Origin of the sequence: Protaetiibacter intestinalis (genome assembly GCF_003627075.1) — a bacterium.
GTDB classification, from domain to species: Bacteria; Actinomycetota; Actinomycetes; order Actinomycetales; family Microbacteriaceae; genus Homoserinibacter; species Homoserinibacter intestinalis.
This window is the reverse complement of the sequence record NZ_CP032630.1, coordinates 718,761-735,447: the sequence shown is the minus strand read 5'-3', so window position 1 is coordinate 735,447 and position 16,687 is coordinate 718,761. Positions and strand designations below refer to the sequence as shown.

Genomic DNA, 16,687 nt, shown 5'->3' with positions numbered 1-16,687 from the left:
CGGCCTGGCGCGGGTCGAAATGCAGGCGCGCGGGGCGAAGCGCTGCAGCGTTTGACCGAGAACACAGAGCCGCCCGTCCGGTCCCGGGTGCGCCGGGGGCCGGACGGGCGGAGTCGGTGGTGCGTCAGCCGCGGCGGCGACGCACCAGGATGACGGCCGCGGTGACGATCGCGGCGGCGAGCAGGGCGATGAGCAGCACGGTCGCCCAGAGCGGCCAGCCCGCGGATGCGGTCTGCTCGGGGGCGAGGTCGTCGTCCGTCGCCTCGGCGGTCGGCTCGTCGACCGCGGTCTCGACGCATCCGCTCTCGACGGTCGCGGTGATCGTCACCGGGTCGAGCTCCTCGCCCTCGGGGTAGGTGCCGAACGCGGCGGCCCCCGCGGCGGTGAGCGTCGCGGGGATGTCGGCCCACGTCACCTCGTCGCCCTCGACCGTGCGCTCGACGCCCGAGAGGTCGAGCTCGGCGAACTCGACGGCCGTCTGGGAGACGGCCTCGCCCTCCTGCGTCGTGCCTGTGACGTCGAGCAGCAGCACGGCGCGGTCGCCGTCGATCACGACGCGCGGGTTCGCGACCGTCGTGTCGAGCACGCCGCCGTGACCCGTGAAGCGCACCGAGCCCGAGTACTGCACGTCGAGCGCGCCGTCCTCGTCGGCACCGCCGCTGCCGCCGGTCCAGGTGAACACGGGCGTCGCGTAGGCGACGTCGCCCTCGGTCGTCCACTCGCCGTTCGCGATCGAGCCGTCGATGTAGGCGCGGAAGCTCTCCTTGAAACCCCACACGAGGCTCGCGTCGGATGCCGTGCACGGCAGGGTGCTCGCGGCCGCGATGTTCAGCACGATGCCGCGGTCGACGGAGCCCTGGAAGGTGAGCGTGTGCTGCCCGGTGAGGCCGCGCGGCAGGGTGCCGGTCCAGCTGACGCGGCCGTCCGCATCCGCCGTCGCGTTCTCGGCGAGCACCGTGGGGGTCGAGTAGATCACCACGAGGATACCGGTCTCGTTCGGCTGGAAGCCGTCGGCCTCCGCGGTGAGCTCGCCGCCCTCGCCCGGCTCGCCGTCGGTGACGGTGATGCCGGTCGTGGCGGGCGGGGCCGCGGCGGGGGTGTTCGTCGGCGTGGCCGGGGCGGCGGACGCCACGACGACCGTGCCGCTCGAGGCGCTGCCGGCGGATCCGACGACGAAGGTCACCGGGTCGAGTGCCGTGCCCGCCGGGTAGAACGTCGAGCCCTCGAGGGAGAAGGCGCCGGCTCCGGATGCCGTGATCGTCGCGGGGGCGCCCGCGTACCGCACGGCGCCCGTGGCATCCGTCGTCTTCGTGGCCGAACCGAGCGCCAGGGTCGCGAAGGCGACGTGCGAGCCGCCGTTCACCCGCACGAGCAGCGTGCCCGCGGTGGCCGAGTCGATGCGCACCTGCGGGTCGGACAGGCGCAGGTCGAGCACGCCGTCGTGACCGGTGAACCGCACCGAACCCGAGTAGGCGACCGTGCCGGTGCCGTTCGTGAGCTGCGCCGCACCCGACTGCGGGAAGACGTAGCCGCCGGTTCCGGCCGTCGCGCCCGTCGTCGAGATGGTGCCGTGCGCGATGGGGCCCGTGACGTACGAGCGGAAGCTCGCCTTCACGCCCCAGCTGAGGCTGCCCGCGACGGGGGTCGGGTTGAGCACGACCGGCGGGAACACCGCATCCCACTGGCTCGTCGTCACGGCGATGTCGGCGCGCGCGTAGATCGTGGCGGCACTCGGGTTGCTGCGGGTCTTCCAGGCGATGACCTCGTACTGCTTGGTCTTGTCGAGGGATGCCGTGGGCGCCGTGAGCTCCTGCGTGAAGGCGCCGTCGACGACCGCCACCTGCGCGGGGGCGCCGATGTAGTTGTACTCGCTGCCCTTCTCGATGATCGAGAGGTAGCTCGCGGTGACGTCGCCGAATGCGGCTCCGGCGACGGAGACGGTGAGTCCGCCCGTCGTGCCCGCCGCGGTCACGGTCGGGGTGAGCGCGGCGGGGGCCGGGAAGACGGCGTTCCACTGCTCCTCGGTGAGGACCACGTCGGCGCGGTCGTAGGTGGTGGTGGGGCCGGGGTAGCTGCGGGTCTTCCAGGCGATGACCTCGTACTGCTTGGTCTTGTCGAGGGATGCCGTGGGCGCCGTGAGGGTCTGGGTGAACGCACCGTCGACGACGGCGACCTGGGCCGCGGCTCCGACGAAGGCGGTGTCGCTGCCCTTCTCGATGAGCGAGACGTAGCTCGCGCTGATGCCGTCGAAGTCGGTGGCGGTGACCGAGACGGTCACGCCGTCGGCCTGCGTGGCGGAGGTGACCGCGACGGCGAGGGTGGGCACCGGCGGGATCAGCGCGTCCCACTGTGCCTCGCTGAGGGTCACGTCGGCGCGGGCGAAGGTGGTGCTCGGCCCGGGGTAGCTCCGGGTCTTCCAGGCGATCACCTCGTACTGCTTGGTCTTGTCGAGGGATGCCGCGGGGGCGGTGAGGGTCTGGGCGAACGCGCCGTCGACGACGGCGACCTGGGCCGCGGCTCCGACGAAGGCGGTGTCGCTGCCCTTCTCGATGAGCGAGACGTAGCTCGCGCTGATGCCCTCGAAGTCGGTGGCGGCGACCGAGACGGTGAGGCCGTCGGCCTCGGTGGCCGTCGTCACGTCGACCGCGAGCGTCGGCACGACGGGTGCCTGCTCGACGGGCCAGCTGAAGGAGACCGGGTCGAGGGCGGTGCCGGCGGCGTAGAAGCCGGCGAAGGCCGGTGCCCCTGCCGCCGTGAGCGCGGCGGGCACGGCCGTGTAGGCGACGGTGGTCGCGGTCGAGGCGTTCGTGCCGGCCGAGAGGTCGAGGGTCGCGAGCACGACATCCGTGTACGTCTCGAACGAGAGCGTGCTCATGCTGCGCGAGACGACATCCGCCTGGAGTTCGGCGGTGGTCGCCGAGGTCACGCGCACGCGCATGTCGGTGATCGTGACGTCGAGGGCGTACTCGCCCGCGGGCACCCCGGTCGCCTCGTGCCCCTGGAACTGCAGGGTGCCGGGGTAGGCGACCGTACCGGTGCCGCCGGAGGCCGCGCCCGTGCCGCCCGACCAGCCGTAGGGCGTCGCGGTATCGACGTCGGTCGCCGTGACGTGGCCGTGGGCGATCGGGCCGGTGAGGTAGTTGCGGAAGCTCTGCTTGAAGCCCCACTGCAAGGTGGCGGCTGCGACGTCGCCGGGGGCGGCGGATGCGGGGGCGGTGGGCACGAGCACGCTCGCGAGGGCGAGCAGCGGGACGAGCAGGATGGCGATCCAGGGCGCGCGGGAGCGCGCGCGGGCAGGCGCGTACGACAAGAGCGAATCTCCGTGGTTGGGATGTGATCGGGTCACGCGACGCGCACCATCGCGAGTGACTCAGGTAAGGCTAACCTTATCGATCTCTCGCGCGGATGTCGACCCGGGCTGCGGGGAGGCGACGGCGCGCCGGTAAACTCGCCGGGTGACGATCCGCCTGTACGACAGCCGCGCCCAGGCGCTCCGCGACTTCGCGCCGCTCGAGCCCGGCCGGGTGGGCATGTACGTCTGCGGGCCCACCGTGCAGTCCTCGCCGCACGTCGGCCACCTGCGCTCCGCGCTCGCCTACGACCTGTGGCGGCGCTGGTTCGCCTACCGCGGCTACGACGTCACCTTCGTGCGCAACGTCACCGACATCGACGACAAAGTGCTCGCCAACGCCTCCGAGCGCGAGCCCTGGTGGGCGGTCGCCTACCGGGTCGAACTCGAGTTCACGGCCGGCTACCGCGCCATCGGCATCCTGCCGCCGAGCTACGAGCCGCGCGCCACCGCGAGCATCCCGCAGATGCAGGAGCTCATCGAGACCCTCATCGAGCGTGGTCACGCCTACGTCGCCGACGACGGCACGGGCGACGTCTACTTCGACGTGCGCACCTGGGCGGCCTACGGGGAGCTCACGCGGCAGAAGCTCGCCGACATGGCCGACTCGCCGGATGCCGCCACCCGCGGCAAGCGCGACCCGCGCGACTTCGCGCTCTGGAAGGGGTCGAAGCCCGAGGAGCCGGAGTCGGCGTCCTGGAACTCGCCGTGGGGCGCGGGACGCCCCGGGTGGCACATCGAGTGCTCGGCGATGTCGAAGCGCTACCTCGGAGCCGAGTTCGACATCCACGGCGGCGGGCTCGACCTGCGCTTCCCGCACCACGAGAACGAGCTCGCCCAGTCGACCGCCGCGGGCGACGCCTTCGCGCGCTACTGGGTGCACAACGGCATCGTCATGGTCGAGGGCCAGAAGATGTCGAAGTCGCTCGGCAACTCGATCTACGCGGCCGAGTTCCTCGCGCTCGCCCCGCCCGTCGTCGTGCGCTACTACCTCGCGAGCGCCCACTACCGCTCGGTCATCGACTACCACCCCGGCGCCCTCGAGGAGGCAGAGGCGGCGCTCGACCGCATCGCCGGGTTCCTCGAGCGCGCCGAGCGCGCCCTCGAGGCGGCCCGGGTGGCGGGCCCCGGCGACGGCCGGGTGCCGGATGCGTTCGCGGCGGCCATGGACGACGACCTCGGGGTGCCGCAGGCGCTCGGCGTGCTGCACGAGACCGTGCGCGCCGGCAACACCGCGCTCGACGCGGGCGACTTCGCCTCCGTCGCACTCGCGCGCGAGCAGGTGCTCGCGATGACGGGCGTGCTCGGCGTCGACCCGACCGCGGCCGAGTGGCGGCAGGGCGGATCGGCCGCATCCGAGATCGCGCTCGGCGCGCTCGTCGAGAAACTGCTCGCCGACCGGGCCGCCGCCCGAGCCGCGAAGGACTTCGCGGCCGCCGACCGCATCCGCGACGAGCTCGCCACGGCGGGCATCGCGATCGACGACACACCCGCGGGTGCCCGCTGGAGCCTCGCATGACCATGACACCGAGACAGGGGAGCCGCTGATGGCGAAGCCGGGACGCCCGGGCGCGCGCAAGTCGAAGAAGGGCGCGACCACGGGCACGGGCGGCCACGGGCGCAAGGCGCTCGAGGGCAAGGGGCCGACCCCGAAGGCCGAGGACCGCAGCTGGCACGTCGCCGGCAAGCGCAAGGCCGCGAACGACCGCCTCGAGGCGGCGCGCGCCCGCCACGGCAAGTCGGGAGACGGCACCAAGCGCCCCCCGCGCGCCAAGAAGGCGGATGAGGGCGAGCTCGTCACGGGACGCAACTCGGTGCTCGAGGCGCTGCGCGCCCGCATCCCCGCCACGACCCTCTACGTCGCGGCGCGCGTCGAGATGGACGACCGCGTCAAGGAGGCGCTGTCGATCGCGACCAAGCGCGGCATCCCCGTGCTCGAGGTGATGCGACCCGAGCTCGACCGGATGAGCGGCCACGACGCCGTGCACCAGGGGCTCGCGCTCAAGGTGCCGCCGTACGAGTACGCGCACCCGCTCGACCTCGTGGAGCGCGCCCACCAGACCGGTCGGCCGCCGCTCATCGTCGCCCTCGACGGGGTGACCGACCCGCGCAACCTGGGCGCCATCATCCGCTCGGCGGGCGCCTTCGGCGCGCACGGCGTGATCGTGCCGCAGCGGCGCTCGGTGGGGATGACGGCATCCGCCTGGAAGACTTCGGCGGGCGCCGCCGTGCGCGTGCCCGTCGCGATGGCCGCGAACCTCACGCAGACGCTGCAGACCCTCAAGAAGGAGGGGCTCTTCGTGCTCGGGCTCGACGGCGGCGGCGACGTGTCGCTGCCCGGCATCGGCTTCGCCGAGCGCCCCATCGTGATCGTCGTCGGCTCGGAGGGCAAGGGCCTCTCGCGGCTCGTCACCGAGACGTGCGACGCGATCGTGTCGATCCCGATCTCCTCCGACACCGAGTCGCTCAACGCCGGCATCGCCGTCTCGGTCGCCCTCTACGAGGTGGCGAAGCTCCGCGCGACCGCGTAGCGGCGGAGCGCCTCCGCGGCGGTCGCGTGGTCGACGACGTCGGGCTCGCCCGAGGTCGTGATCGTGCCGACGAGCTCGCCCGCGACGAAGAGGGGGATCGCGCCGCCGTGGGCGCGTTCCCCGTCATCCGCGGGCTGGAACTCGGTGCCCGCCTCCTCGTGACGGCGGCGCACGAGCAGCGAGGGCTCGCCGAAGCGCGCGGCGACGGCGGCCTTGCCGGCGAGCCACGGGTCGTTGCCGGGCCCGGATGCGCCGAGCTTGGCCTGGAAGACCACGTCGCCGCGCAGCACGATGCGCACCGCGAGGTCGAGACCGCGCTCGTCGATCACCTCGACGGCCGCGAGGCCCAGGTCGACGGCGTCGTCGTTCGTGAACGACGGCACGTCGAACGCCTCCTCGCGCTCCAGATCGGCGACCGTGTACTCGGGCAGCTCGCTCATCAGACCTTCGCCCTCCAGTCCTCTTCGCCGTCGTCGACGACGGCGATCGGCAGGGTGATCGCCGAGGTCGCCGGCCCCACGACCGTCATCTCGTCGCGGCGGTGGCGCAGCACGGTGTCGACGTAGGAGGTGAGCGCCTCCGCGAGCGGCACGTTGCGGTTCTGCTCCTGCGAGAGGTACCAGCGGTGGTCGAGCAGCTGGTGGAACACCTCGGCGGGCTCGAGCTTGCCGCGCAGCTCCTTGGGGATCGAGCGGATGACCGGCTCGAACACCTTCACGAGCCACTCATGTGCCACCATCTCCTCGTCCTCGTCGGCGCGCTTGCGGGTGGCACGGTAGGCGTCGAGGTCGTTGAGCAGGCGGCGGGCCTGGTTCTCGCCCGCGTCGAGGCCGGTGAGCCGCAGCAGCCGCCGCGAGTGGTGCCCGGCATCCACGACCTTGGGCTGGATGCGCACGCTCGTGCCGTCGTCGCCGCGGCGGATCGACAGCTCCTCGATGTCGAAGCCAAGGTCGTTGAGGCGCTCCACGCGCTCGCGGATGCGCCAGCGCTCCGCCTCGGGGAACGTCTCGGATGCCGTGAGCTCGCGCCACAGCGAGCGGTACGCGGCGACGATGCCGTCGGCGATCTCGACCGGGTCGACGGCCTCGTCGAGGCGACCGCCGGACTGCAGGTCGAGCAGCTCGCCCGCGATGTTGACGCGCGCGATCTCGAGGTCGTTCTCGCGCTGCCCGTTCGAGAGCCCGCCGTCGTAGAGCTTGCCGGTCTCGGCATCCACGAGGTAGGCGGCGAAGGCGCCCGCATCCCGGCGGAACAGGGTGTTCGAGAGCGAGACGTCGCCCCAGAAGAAGCCGATGATGTGCAGCCGGGCGAGCAGCAGCGCGAGCGCGTCGACGAGGCGCGTGGCGGTGTCGGGGCGCAGCGCCTGCGAGTAGAGGGCGCGGTAGGGCAGCGAGAACTTGAGGTGGCGCGTGACGAGCGCGGGCGAGAGCTCCTCGCCGTCAGGCGAGACGCGGCCCGTGACGACCGCGACCGGTTCGACGCACGGGATGTCGATGCGCTGCAGGGTGCGCAGCATCTCGTACTCGCGGCGGGCCAGCTCGGCCGAGGTCTCCTTGATGGCGACCACGAAGCCCTCGAGGTGCACGAAGCGCACGAGGTGCCGCGAGATGCCCTTCGGCAGCGCGGCGATCGTCTCATCCGGCCACAGCTCGAGCGGCAGCCCCCACGGCAGGTCGAGGAGTGCCGGGTCGGGCACGGCGGAAGTGATCGACAGGCTGGAGCTCACGCTCCGAGCCTATTCACAAACGCTGTAGCGCTCGGCCCCGGGTTGCAGCAACTGCCGGCGCGGGAAGACAAGCGCTGCAGCGTTTGACACAAACGACGGAGGCCGCACCCCGAGGGATGCGGCCTCCGTGTGGAGCGGATGCTTACGCGAGCGCCGAGGAGCCGATCGGGGCGGCGTTGAGGCGCTCACCCGACTCGACGTCGAACACGTGCACGTGCTTCGGAACGGGCGACACGACGACCTTCTCGCCGGCGTCCGGGTGGTTGCGGCCGTCGACGCGCGCGATGATGTCGACACGGTGGCCGTCCACGTCGGTGTGACCGTAGAGGTAGCCGTCGGCGCCGAGCTCCTCGACGACGTCGACCTCGACCGTCAGGCCATCGCCCGACTTCGAGATCGCCACGTCCTCGGGGCGCACGCCCACGATCGCCTTGCCGTTCTTGGCCTGCGCGAGCACGTCGCGCTCGACCGGCGTCACCGCGGTGCCGAAGCGCACGCCGCCGTCGACGACGTCCGCCTGGAACAGGTTCATGGCGGGCGAGCCGATGAAGCCGGCGACGAAGACGTTCGACGGGGTCTCGTAGAGGTCGCGCGGCGAGCCGACCTGCTGCAGGATGCCGTCCTTGAGCACCGCGATGCGGTCGCCCATGGTGAGGGCCTCGGTCTGGTCGTGGGTCACGTAGACGGTGGTGACGCCGAGACGACGCTGCAGCGACGCGATCTGCGTACGCGTCTGCACGCGCAGCTTCGCGTCGAGGTTCGACAGCGGCTCGTCCATGAGGAACACCTGGGGCTGACGCACGATGGCGCGGCCCATGGCGACGCGCTGACGCTGACCACCCGAGAGGGCCTTGGGCTTGCGGCCGAGGTAGGGCTCGAGGTCGAGCAGCTTGGCGGCCTCGAGCACGCGGGCGGCGCGCTCCTCCTTGCCGACGCCGGCGATCTTGAGCGCGAAGCCCATGTTCTCGGCCACCGTCATGTGCGGGTAGAGGGCGTAGTTCTGGAAGACCATCGCGATGTCGCGGTCCTTCGGCGGCACGTCGGTGACGTCGCGGTCGCCGATCAGGATGCGGCCGTCGTTGACCTCTTCGAGGCCGGCGAGCATGCGCAGGGTCGTGGACTTGCCGCAGCCGGAGGGTCCGACGAGGACGAGGAACTCGCCGTCGTCGACCGCCAGGTCGATCGCGTCGACCGCGGGGCGGGTCGAACCGGGATAGATGCGGGTGGCCTTGTCGAAAGTGACGGATGCCATGACTAATCGTTCTCCTTCACCGGCAGGTACGTGCCGGACGATCCGTAGTGAATGGAAGACCGCCGGCAGCGGTGCCGACGATCCCGCCCAGTATGACACAGCGTGACGCGGCGCCCGCCTTCAGCGTCCGTCCGGACGCTTCCCAGATTGGCTTCCTACCATCGGGGGGAGCCCGCGCGGTTTGGCGCCGCTCGCGCGCGCACCGTATCCTGCCGGAGCGCGCTCCCCACACCCGAGAACGAGGATCGATGACGTACGGCGAGTCCGATCGCCCGGAGCCCGGAGGCAGTGAAGCCCGGGAGGCCGCGAAGGAGCGCGCCCGGGAACTGCGCGAGCTCCACAAGAAGAAGGAGCGCCGCCGCCGCGCCACCGTCTACCTGAGCGTGCTCGGCGGGACCCTCGTCGTGCTCGGCATCGTCGCCGTCACCCTCATCACCATGAACCAGTCGCCGGCCCGCGGCCCGCTCAACATGGCCAGCGACGGCATCAAGATCGGCGAGGAGCTGAAGGCCGTGCGCACGGGTGGCGTGCAGCCCAACACCACGCCGGTCGCCTCCAAGTCCAACGCCGACGGCGTCATCGACATCCAGCTCTACGTCGACTACCTGTGCGCCACGTGCGGCACCTTCGAGCAGAACAACGCCGACCAGCTGCGCCAGTGGGTGAGCACGGGGGCCGCGACCCTCGAGATCCACCCCATCGCGCTGCTCACCACCAAGTCGGCCGGCACCCAGTACTCGCTGCGCGCCGCGAACGCCGCCGCCTGCGTGGCCGAGTACTCGCCCGACTCCTTCTTCGACTTCCACGACGCGCTCTTCACCGACCAGCCGGAGGAGGGCACCGAGGGACTCACCGACGAGCAGCTCGTCGACCGCGCCCGCCAGTCGGGCGTCGGCAGCATCGCCAAGGTGACCACCTGCATCCAGAAGAAGAGCTTCTCGGCGTGGGTGCAGGCCGCGACCCTGCGCGCCCTCAACGGGCCCATCCCCGGCGCCGACATCCCCGCCATCACGACGGCGCCCACGATCATCGTCGACGGCAAGAAGTTCAGCTACACGAAGGACTTCGACCCGAAGGAGCTCGCCCTCTTCGTGACCGACGCCTCGGGCGACCAGTACACGGGCACGCCGACACCCACGCCGACGCCGACGGAGACCCCGGCGCCGTAGGCTTGCTGGCAGCGCGCCTCCTTAGCTCAGTCGGCCAGAGCATCGCTCTTGTAAAGCGAGGGTCGTCGGTTCGAATCCGACAGGAGGCTCCACCGGACGGAGGGTCATGACGCACGAGCACGCGCTGCGCCCCCTCGTCACCACCGCGGCGCTGCTCGGCGCGATCGTCTCCGGGGCGCTCATCGCCGTGCAGGCCCGCCTCAACGGAGAACTCGCCGTCGAGCTGGGCGGTGCGGTGATCGCCGCGTGCATCTCCTTCGGGATCGGCACCGTCATCTGCGCCGTCGCCCTGCTCGGCGGCCGGAACGCCCGCGCGGGTCTCGCCCGCATCTGTTCGGCCGTGCGCGATCGCAGCATGTCGCCGTGGTTCCTGTTCGGCGGCGTCGCCGGCGCCCTCATGGTGACCTCGCAGGGCCTCGTCGCCCCCGTGCTCGGGGTCGCGCTGTTCACGGTCGCGCTCGTCGGCGGTCAGACCGTCGGTTCGCTGCTCATCGATCGGCGCGGGATCGGCACCATGCCCGCGAAGGCGCTCACCGCACCTCGTCTGCTCGGTGCCGTGTTGGCGATCGGCGCCGTCGTCTGGGCGGTCTCCGACCGGGTGCGCGGCGATGCGCCGTGGTGGCTGCTGCTGCTCCCGCTCGTGGCGGGCGTCGGGGTGTCGTGGCAGCAGGCCGTCAACGGCCAGCTCCGGCAACGGGCCGAATCCGTGCTCGCCGCGACCCTGGTGAGCTTCCTCGCCGGAACGATCGTGCTCGCCGTCGCCGGCGTGGTGGACCTGGCCGTCATCGGGGCGTGGCCCGTGCTGCCCGCCGACCCGGCGCTGTACCTGGGCGGCGCCATCGGCGTCGTGTTCGTCGCGGCCGGCGCCGCGATCGTCCCGCTCACGGGGGTGCTGCTGTTCGGGCTCGCGACGATCGCCGGGCAGCTGACGGCCGCCGTGCTGCTCGATGCGCTGTTCCCGGTCGCCAGCGCGGTGCTCGACCTCGCGACGGTCGGCGGTGCCGCGCTCGCGGTGGTGGCGGTCGGGGTGGCCGCCATCCGACGCCCGACGCACCTGCGGGCGCGGCGCGCTACAGACTCGACAGGTGCTTCTTCGCGGTGATCGGCTTGCGCCGGCCGCTCTTCTTCTCCGGCTTCGAACCCACGTAGAGCCAGCCGAGCAGGTGCTCGTGCGGCGCCAGCTCGTGCGCGCGGTGCACGGCGCCCGAACGCGTGTAGAGGCCCGTGCGCCACATGACGCCCCAGCCGGCCTCGTCGAGCAGCAGGCTCAGCGCGTGGGCGACCCCGGATGCCGTGGCCTCCTGCTCCCAGTCGGGCACCTTCATGCTCGGGCGGGGCGACACGACGACCGCGAGCAGCAGGGGCGCCCGCAGCGGCTTCTTCGCGATGCCGCTCGACGCATCCTGGCCCGTCGCCTCCGCGATCGCCCGGCCCACGCGCTCGCGCGCCTCGCCGCGGATCGCGATGACCCGCCACGGGTGCAGCGCCGCGTGGTCGGCGACCGTGCCGGCCGCCTCCAGCAGCTTGCGCAGCTCCTTGTCGCCCGGTGCCTTGTCGCCCACCGAGGAGTGGGACCGCCGCCGCAGCATCGCGTCGGCGACGGTGCCCTTCTTGCCCATGCTCAGTACTCGACCGTGCTCAGTGCTCGGCGGCCTCGCCCTCGGCCTGGAAGCCGAGGGAGAGCGAGTTCATGCAGTAGCGCAGCCCCGTCGGGGTGCCGAAGCCGTCGTCGAAGACGTGACCCAGGTGGCCGCCGCAGTTGGCGCAGCGCACCTCGGTGCGCACCATGCCGAGCGAGCGGTCCTCGATCAGCTCCACCGCATCCGGGTTCACCGAGTCGTAGAAGCTCGGCCAACCGCAGCCCGAGTCGAACTTCGTGCCGCTCTTGAACAGCTCGGCGCCGCACGCCGCACAGGTGTAGAGGCCGGCGCGGTGCTCGTCGAGCAGCTCGCCCGTCCAGGCCCGCTCGGTGCCGGCCTTGCGCAGCACGCGGTAGCGGTCGTCGCCGAGCTCCTCGCGCCACTGCTCGTCCGTCTTGGTGACCTTGTAGCCCATCGCGTTCCCTTTCCGCAGTCATCGTAGGCGCCCGGTGCGGGCTCCCGCTGAATACAACATCGGGCCCCGCCCGGGAGTTCCCCGAGGGCGCCGCGGGTCGTCGGGATGCCGTGAGCCGGCGTGCCTAGGATGGCGGCGCCGATTCGGATGGAGGTGCGCGTGGACGAGCTGCAGCTGCGCGTGCTCGAGTTCGAACGCGACTGGGGGGCCCGGTCGGGCGCGAAGGCCTCGGCGATCCGCGCGGAGTTCGACGTGGCGCCCGCCCGGTACTATCAGATGCTGTCGGCGATCATCGATTCGCCGGCCGCGCTGCGCCACGACCCGCTCCTCGTGCGCCGGTTGCAGCGCGTCCGGGATGCGCGCGCCGCGGCCCGGGCATCCCGCACCTTCCGCATCGACCCCCAGGATCCGACCCCGTAGATGGCCAGCTTCCCCCGAGACCAGTTCGACGATCTCCCCCGCGACACCGACCGGGTCGGCGCCCACCGCGCCCCCGGCAAGCGCGGGCGCGGGTGGATCGGCTTCGGCTGGGCCGTGCTCGCGACGGCCGTGCTCGTCGTGGTGGGCCTGTTCGCGCTCGCGGCGTTCGACTCCCGGTTCCAGCTGCCGATCTTCGCGCAGCCGAGCGAGACGCCGACCCCCACCCCGACGGTGATCGAGACGGCCGACCCGGTGACCGATCCGGCCACCCTCGACCCCGCGTTCCTGCAGGGCATCACGATCTCGGTGCTCAACGGCACCCCCACCCAGGGGCTCTCCGCGACCGCCGCCGACCAGATCGCGGCGGCCGGCTGGCCGAACCCGAGCCGGGCGGCGGCATCCGCGACCGACGAGACCGAGACGTTCGTCTACTACGGCTCGGCCGAGTACGAGGGCGTCGCGCGCGGCATCATGCAGCTCATCGGCGCCGCCGACGTGCGGCTCTCGGATGCGTTCCCGACCGCCACGATCACCGTCGTGCTGGGTTCGGACTACGTGCCTCCGGCCGCCGGCTGAGACCCCGCGGGGCCCGTCCGGGGCCCCAGTGTTACGCCGATGTTTAATCTGCGTTGAATCTTTCCGCCGAGGGCTCATTTGGCGCCCCTCGCGCCGGAACGGCCCCGCCGTGCTCGCTACCATCGCCGATGTGCCGCCCGACACCGGGTGGGGCGGCGCGGGTTCAGCAGCAGGGAGCAACACGATGACCAACGGCACCGTCAAGTGGTTCAACGCCGAAAAGGGTTTCGGCTTCATCACCGTGGAGGGCGGCGGTCAGGATGTCTTCGTGCACTACTCGGCGATCGACATGCCCGGCTACAAGGTGCTGGAGGAAGGCCAGGCGGTGACCTTCGAGGTCGGCACCGGCGCCAAGGGCCCCCAGGCCGAGTCGGTGCGTCCGGTCTGAGCCGGACGCGCCGCAGATGGCCCGGTCCGGGCGGACCGGCCGCCCTAGCATGACCCCATGCAGCTGAGGGGGCGCCGCGGTCTCGCGGGCGCGGTGTTGGTCGCGCTCGCCGCCGTGTCGGCGGGCTGCACGGCCCAGACGCCGACCCCCACCCCGACGCCCAGCCCCACGCCGGAATACGTCTCCGACTACGAGACGCCCGCGCCGATCGTCATCGCGCCGCTCACGGGCGTCGTCGTCGACGACCCGGCGAGCCTCGCCCACCCCTCGCTCGCCGCGAAGATCGACAACCACTGGGACGCCCGACCGCAGGTGGGACTCGAGCAGACCGACCTCGTCTTCGAGGAGCTCGTCGAGGGCGGCCTCACCCGCTACGTCGCCGTGTGGCACTCGCACGTGCCGGCCGAGATCGGGCCCATCCGCTCGATCCGTCCGATGGATCCGGACATCATCTCGCCCTTCGGGGGCATCGTCGCCTACTCGGGCGGCCAGCTGCGCTTCGTCGCGCTCATGCAGCAGACGAACGTGTACAACGCCATCCACGGTCAGAAGGACACCGCGGATGTCATGTACCGCACGAAGAACAAGGCGGCGCCGCACAACGTGATCGTGAAGGCGCCCGAGCTCATCGCGATGCACGCCGAGCTCGCGCCGCCGCCGCAGCAGTACTCCTACGCCGACCGGGCCGAGCAGGCGACGGCTGCGCGGGAGGGTGCCCCGACGCAGGGCGTCGACCTCGTGCTCGGCGGCTCCGCGCATCCGTCCTGGCGGTGGGATGCCGCCTCGGCGAAGTGGCTGCGCTTCCAGGACGGCGACGTCGACCTCGACTCGAACGGCGGGCAGCTCTCGGCGGCGAACGTCGTGATCGTGCGCGTGCCGATCTCCAACGACGGCGGTGTGCCGAAGACGGAGCTCATCGGCGGGGGCGAGGCCTGGGTGCTGTCGGGCGGCGGGATCTCGCATGCGAGCTGGTCGAAGTCCGACCGCACCGCGCCCATCCGCCTGCTCGACGACACCGGTGCGGTCATCCGCCTGGCGCCCGGCAACAGCTGGTTCGAGCTCGTCCCGAACTCCGGCTCGGTCACCCAGCTGCCCGCCGCGTAGCCGCGCGCCGAGCCCGTCACGCCGCCCGCGAACACGGGCGTCGTCGGCTTGCACTCGTCCTGACCGAGTGCCAGACTGATCCTTGGCACTCGTCATCTGCGAGTGCCAAATCACTGTGGATCAAGAGGGACGACACTTACCCATGGCTAAGATCATTGCTTTCGACGAGGAAGCCCGCCGCGGCCTCGAGCGCGGCCTCAACACGCTGGCGGACGCCGTGAAGGTCACGCTCGGACCGCGCGGCCGCAACGTGGTGCTCGAGAAGAAGTGGGGCGCTCCCACCATCACGAACGACGGCGTCTCCATCGCCAAGGAGATCGAGCTCGACGACCCGTACGAGAAGATCGGCGCGGAGCTCGTCAAGGAGGTCGCCAAGAAGACCGACGACGTCGCGGGCGACGGCACCACGACCTCCGTCGTGCTCGCCCAGGCGCTCGTGCGCGAGGGCCTGCGCAACGTCGCGGCCGGCGCCGACCCCATCAGCCTCAAGCGCGGCATCGAGAAGGCCGTGCAGGCCGTCGAGGCCGAGCTGCGCGGCAACGCCAAGGAGGTCGAGACCAAGGAGGAGATCGCGGCGACCGCGTCCATCTCCGCCGCCGACCCCGAGATCGGCGAGCTCATCGCCGAGGCCATCGACAAGGTGGGCAAGGAGGGCGTCGTCACCGTCGAGGAGTCGAACACCTTCGGCACCACGCTCGAGCTCACCGAGGGCATGCGCTTCGACAAGGGCTACCTGTCGGCGTACTTCGTGACCGACCCGGAGCGTCAGGAGGCGGTCTTCGAAGACCCGTACATCCTGATCGTCAACGGCAAGATCTCGAACATCAAGGACCTGCTCCCGATCGTCGACAAGGTGATCCAGGCCGGCCGCCAGCTGCTCATCATCGCCGAGGACGTCGACGGCGAGGCGCTCGCGACGCTCGTCGTGAACAAGATCCGCGGCATCTTCAAGTCGGTCGCCGTGAAGGCCCCCGGCTTCGGCGACCGCCGCAAGGCGCAGCTGGCCGACATCGCCATCCTCACGGGCGGCGAGGTCATCAGCGAGGAGCTCGGGCTCAAGCTCGAGAACGCCACGCTCGACCAGCTCGGTCAGGCGCGCAAGGTCATCGTCACCAAGGACGAGACCACGATCGTCGAGGGTTCCGGTTCGGCCGACCAGATCGCCGGTCGCGTGAAGCAGATCCGTCAGGAGATCGAGAACACCGACTCCGACTACGACCGCGAGAAGCTCCAGGAGCGCCTCGCCAAGCTCGCCGGCGGCGTCGCCGTCATCAAGGCGGGTGCGGCCACCGAGGTCGAGCTCAAGGAGCGCAAGCACCGCATCGAGGACGCCGTGCGCAACGCGAAGGCCGCCGTCGAGGAGGGCATCGTCGCCGGTGGTGGCGTCGCGCTCATCCAGGCCGGCAAGACCGCGTTCGAGAAGCTCGAGCTCTCGGGTGACGAGGCCACCGGCGCGAACATCGTGAAGGTCGCCATCGACGCTCCGCTCAAGCAGATCGCCCTCAACGCGGGCCTCGAGCCCGGCGTGGTCGTCGACCGCGTGCGCAACCTGCCCTCGGGCCAGGGCCTCAACGCCGCCACGGGCGAGTACGTCGACATGCTGGCCGCCGGCATCAACGACCCGGTGAAGGTGACCCGTTCGGCGCTGCTCAACGCGGCCTCGATCGCGGGCCTGTTCCTCACCACCGAGGCCGTCGTCGCCGACAAGCCCGAGAAGGTCGCGGCCCCCGCCGGCGACCCCACGGGCGGTATGGATTTCTGATCCAGCACAACGATCAGCGGGCGGCTCCCACAAGGAGCCGCCCGCTTTCGTGTTGTGGGGGTTACCGCAGGAAGAGCCGCGCGTTGTGCTGCTCGATCTCGGCGTACTGCTGCGCCGCCTGCGCGAGGGCGGTGCCGAGTGCGGCGAGGGACTCCTCGACCCGCTGCTGTGCGGCGCGCCAATCGGCGACGACGCCGCGGAAGGCGGTGGCGGCCGTGCCGGTCCATGACGCCTGCAGCTGCTCGAGCTGGGAGTGGAGGGCACCGACTTCGCCCTGGATGCGCCCGACTGTGCTGCGGGCGGCCGTCGCCTGTGCGAGGACGGCTTCGCTGTCTACCTGGTAGCTGCTCATGCC

The 16,687-nt window shown here is 71.6% G+C and carries 16 protein-coding genes and 1 tRNA gene; 10 read left to right on the top strand and 7 right to left on the bottom strand.

Features of this window, described 5'->3' with window-relative positions; genetic code table 11:
• Positions 1-124: 124 nt before the first annotated feature.
• Positions 125-3,310, bottom strand: a complete 3,186-nt coding sequence (locus D7I47_RS03565) for an HtaA domain-containing protein (RefSeq protein WP_170154359.1) — start codon at positions 3,308-3,310, stop codon at positions 125-127.
• Positions 3,311-3,455: 145 nt separating this feature from the next.
• On the opposite strand from D7I47_RS03565, the gene cysS reads away from it, so the two are divergent.
• Together cysS and rlmB are read left to right on the top strand one after the other, a co-directional pair.
• Entirely contained in the window at positions 3,456-4,868 is a 1,413-nt protein-coding gene (gene cysS / locus D7I47_RS03560; protein ID WP_120761768.1) for a cysteine--tRNA ligase, read from the top strand.
• Between the two features lie 28 nt (positions 4,869-4,896).
• Positions 4,897-5,880, top strand: a complete 984-nt coding sequence (gene rlmB, locus D7I47_RS03555; protein ID WP_120761767.1) for a 23S rRNA (guanosine(2251)-2'-O)-methyltransferase RlmB — start codon at positions 4,897-4,899, stop codon at positions 5,878-5,880.
• Here the strand turns inward: rlmB and D7I47_RS03550 are convergent.
• The 3 genes from D7I47_RS03550 to D7I47_RS03540 all read right to left on the bottom strand — a co-directional run bounded on the left by D7I47_RS03550 (position 5,847) and on the right by D7I47_RS03540 (position 8,858).
• Positions 5,847-6,320 carry a heme-binding protein gene (locus D7I47_RS03550; protein WP_120761766.1) on the bottom strand — a complete coding sequence of 158 codons (474 nt, stop codon included), beginning with the start codon at positions 6,318-6,320 and terminating at the stop codon, positions 5,847-5,849. The genes rlmB and D7I47_RS03550 overlap by 34 nt on opposite strands.
• Positions 6,320-7,606: a DUF4032 domain-containing protein gene (locus D7I47_RS03545; RefSeq protein ID WP_120761765.1), complete on the bottom strand. Its 1,287-nt coding sequence runs from the start codon at positions 7,604-7,606 to the stop codon at positions 6,320-6,322. Before D7I47_RS03545 ends, D7I47_RS03550 begins: the two co-directional genes overlap by 1 nt.
• A gap of 142 nt (positions 7,607-7,748) precedes the next feature.
• Positions 7,749-8,858 carry an ABC transporter ATP-binding protein gene (locus tag D7I47_RS03540; protein WP_120761764.1) on the bottom strand — a complete coding sequence of 370 codons (1,110 nt, stop codon included), beginning with the start codon at positions 8,856-8,858 and terminating at the stop codon, positions 7,749-7,751.
• A 248-nt stretch (positions 8,859-9,106) separates the two neighbouring features.
• Between D7I47_RS03540 and D7I47_RS03535 the strand changes: the two genes are divergently transcribed.
• From D7I47_RS03535 to D7I47_RS03525, 3 genes are all read left to right on the top strand, one after another.
• Complete coding sequence (locus D7I47_RS03535) at positions 9,107-10,027, top strand: DsbA family protein (protein ID WP_157981619.1); 921 nt, start codon at positions 9,107-9,109, stop codon at positions 10,025-10,027.
• A gap of 15 nt (positions 10,028-10,042) precedes the next feature.
• A tRNA-Thr gene (locus D7I47_RS03530) sits at positions 10,043-10,119 on the top strand.
• Between the two features lie 14 nt (positions 10,120-10,133).
• A complete protein-coding gene (locus D7I47_RS03525; protein ID WP_120761762.1) occupies positions 10,134-11,129 on the top strand; it encodes a DMT family transporter in 996 nt (331 codons plus the stop codon).
• On the opposite strand, the gene D7I47_RS03520 is transcribed toward D7I47_RS03525, so the two are convergent.
• Together D7I47_RS03520 and msrB are read right to left on the bottom strand one after the other, a co-directional pair.
• Complete coding sequence (locus D7I47_RS03520) at positions 11,098-11,646, bottom strand: nitroreductase family protein (protein ID WP_227000821.1); 549 nt, start codon at positions 11,644-11,646, stop codon at positions 11,098-11,100. The genes D7I47_RS03525 and D7I47_RS03520 overlap by 32 nt on opposite strands.
• Positions 11,647-11,665: 19 nt before the next feature.
• Positions 11,666-12,082, bottom strand: a complete 417-nt coding sequence (msrB, locus tag D7I47_RS03515) for a peptide-methionine (R)-S-oxide reductase MsrB (protein ID WP_120761761.1) — start codon at positions 12,080-12,082, stop codon at positions 11,666-11,668.
• A gap of 159 nt (positions 12,083-12,241) precedes the next feature.
• Here msrB and D7I47_RS03510 point away from each other — a divergent pair, with 159 nt between their 5' ends.
• The 5 genes from D7I47_RS03510 to groL all read left to right on the top strand — a co-directional run bounded on the left by D7I47_RS03510 (position 12,242) and on the right by groL (position 16,332).
• On the top strand, positions 12,242-12,502 hold the full coding sequence (locus D7I47_RS03510; RefSeq protein WP_227000819.1) for a DUF3263 domain-containing protein: 261 nt from the start codon (positions 12,242-12,244) through the stop codon (positions 12,500-12,502).
• Positions 12,503-13,078, top strand: a complete 576-nt coding sequence (locus D7I47_RS03505; RefSeq protein WP_120761759.1) for a LytR C-terminal domain-containing protein — start codon at positions 12,503-12,505, stop codon at positions 13,076-13,078. It begins immediately after the preceding gene.
• Between the two features lie 184 nt (positions 13,079-13,262).
• Positions 13,263-13,466 carry a cold-shock protein gene (locus D7I47_RS03500; protein ID WP_120761758.1) on the top strand — a complete coding sequence of 68 codons (204 nt, stop codon included), beginning with the start codon at positions 13,263-13,265 and terminating at the stop codon, positions 13,464-13,466.
• Positions 13,467-13,523: 57 nt separating this feature from the next.
• Entirely contained in the window at positions 13,524-14,570 is a 1,047-nt protein-coding gene (locus D7I47_RS03495; protein WP_120761757.1) for a DUF3048 domain-containing protein, read from the top strand.
• Positions 14,571-14,712: 142 nt separating this feature from the next.
• Positions 14,713-16,332 (top strand): chaperonin GroEL, encoded by a 1,620-nt coding sequence (gene groL / locus D7I47_RS03490; protein ID WP_120761756.1) that lies wholly within the window; start codon positions 14,713-14,715, stop codon positions 16,330-16,332.
• Positions 16,333-16,393: 61 nt separating this feature from the next.
• On the opposite strand, the gene D7I47_RS03485 is transcribed toward groL, so the two are convergent.
• On the bottom strand, positions 16,394-16,684 hold the full coding sequence (locus D7I47_RS03485) for a WXG100 family type VII secretion target (RefSeq protein ID WP_120761755.1): 291 nt from the start codon (positions 16,682-16,684) through the stop codon (positions 16,394-16,396).
• Between the last annotated feature and the right edge of the window lie 3 nt (positions 16,685-16,687).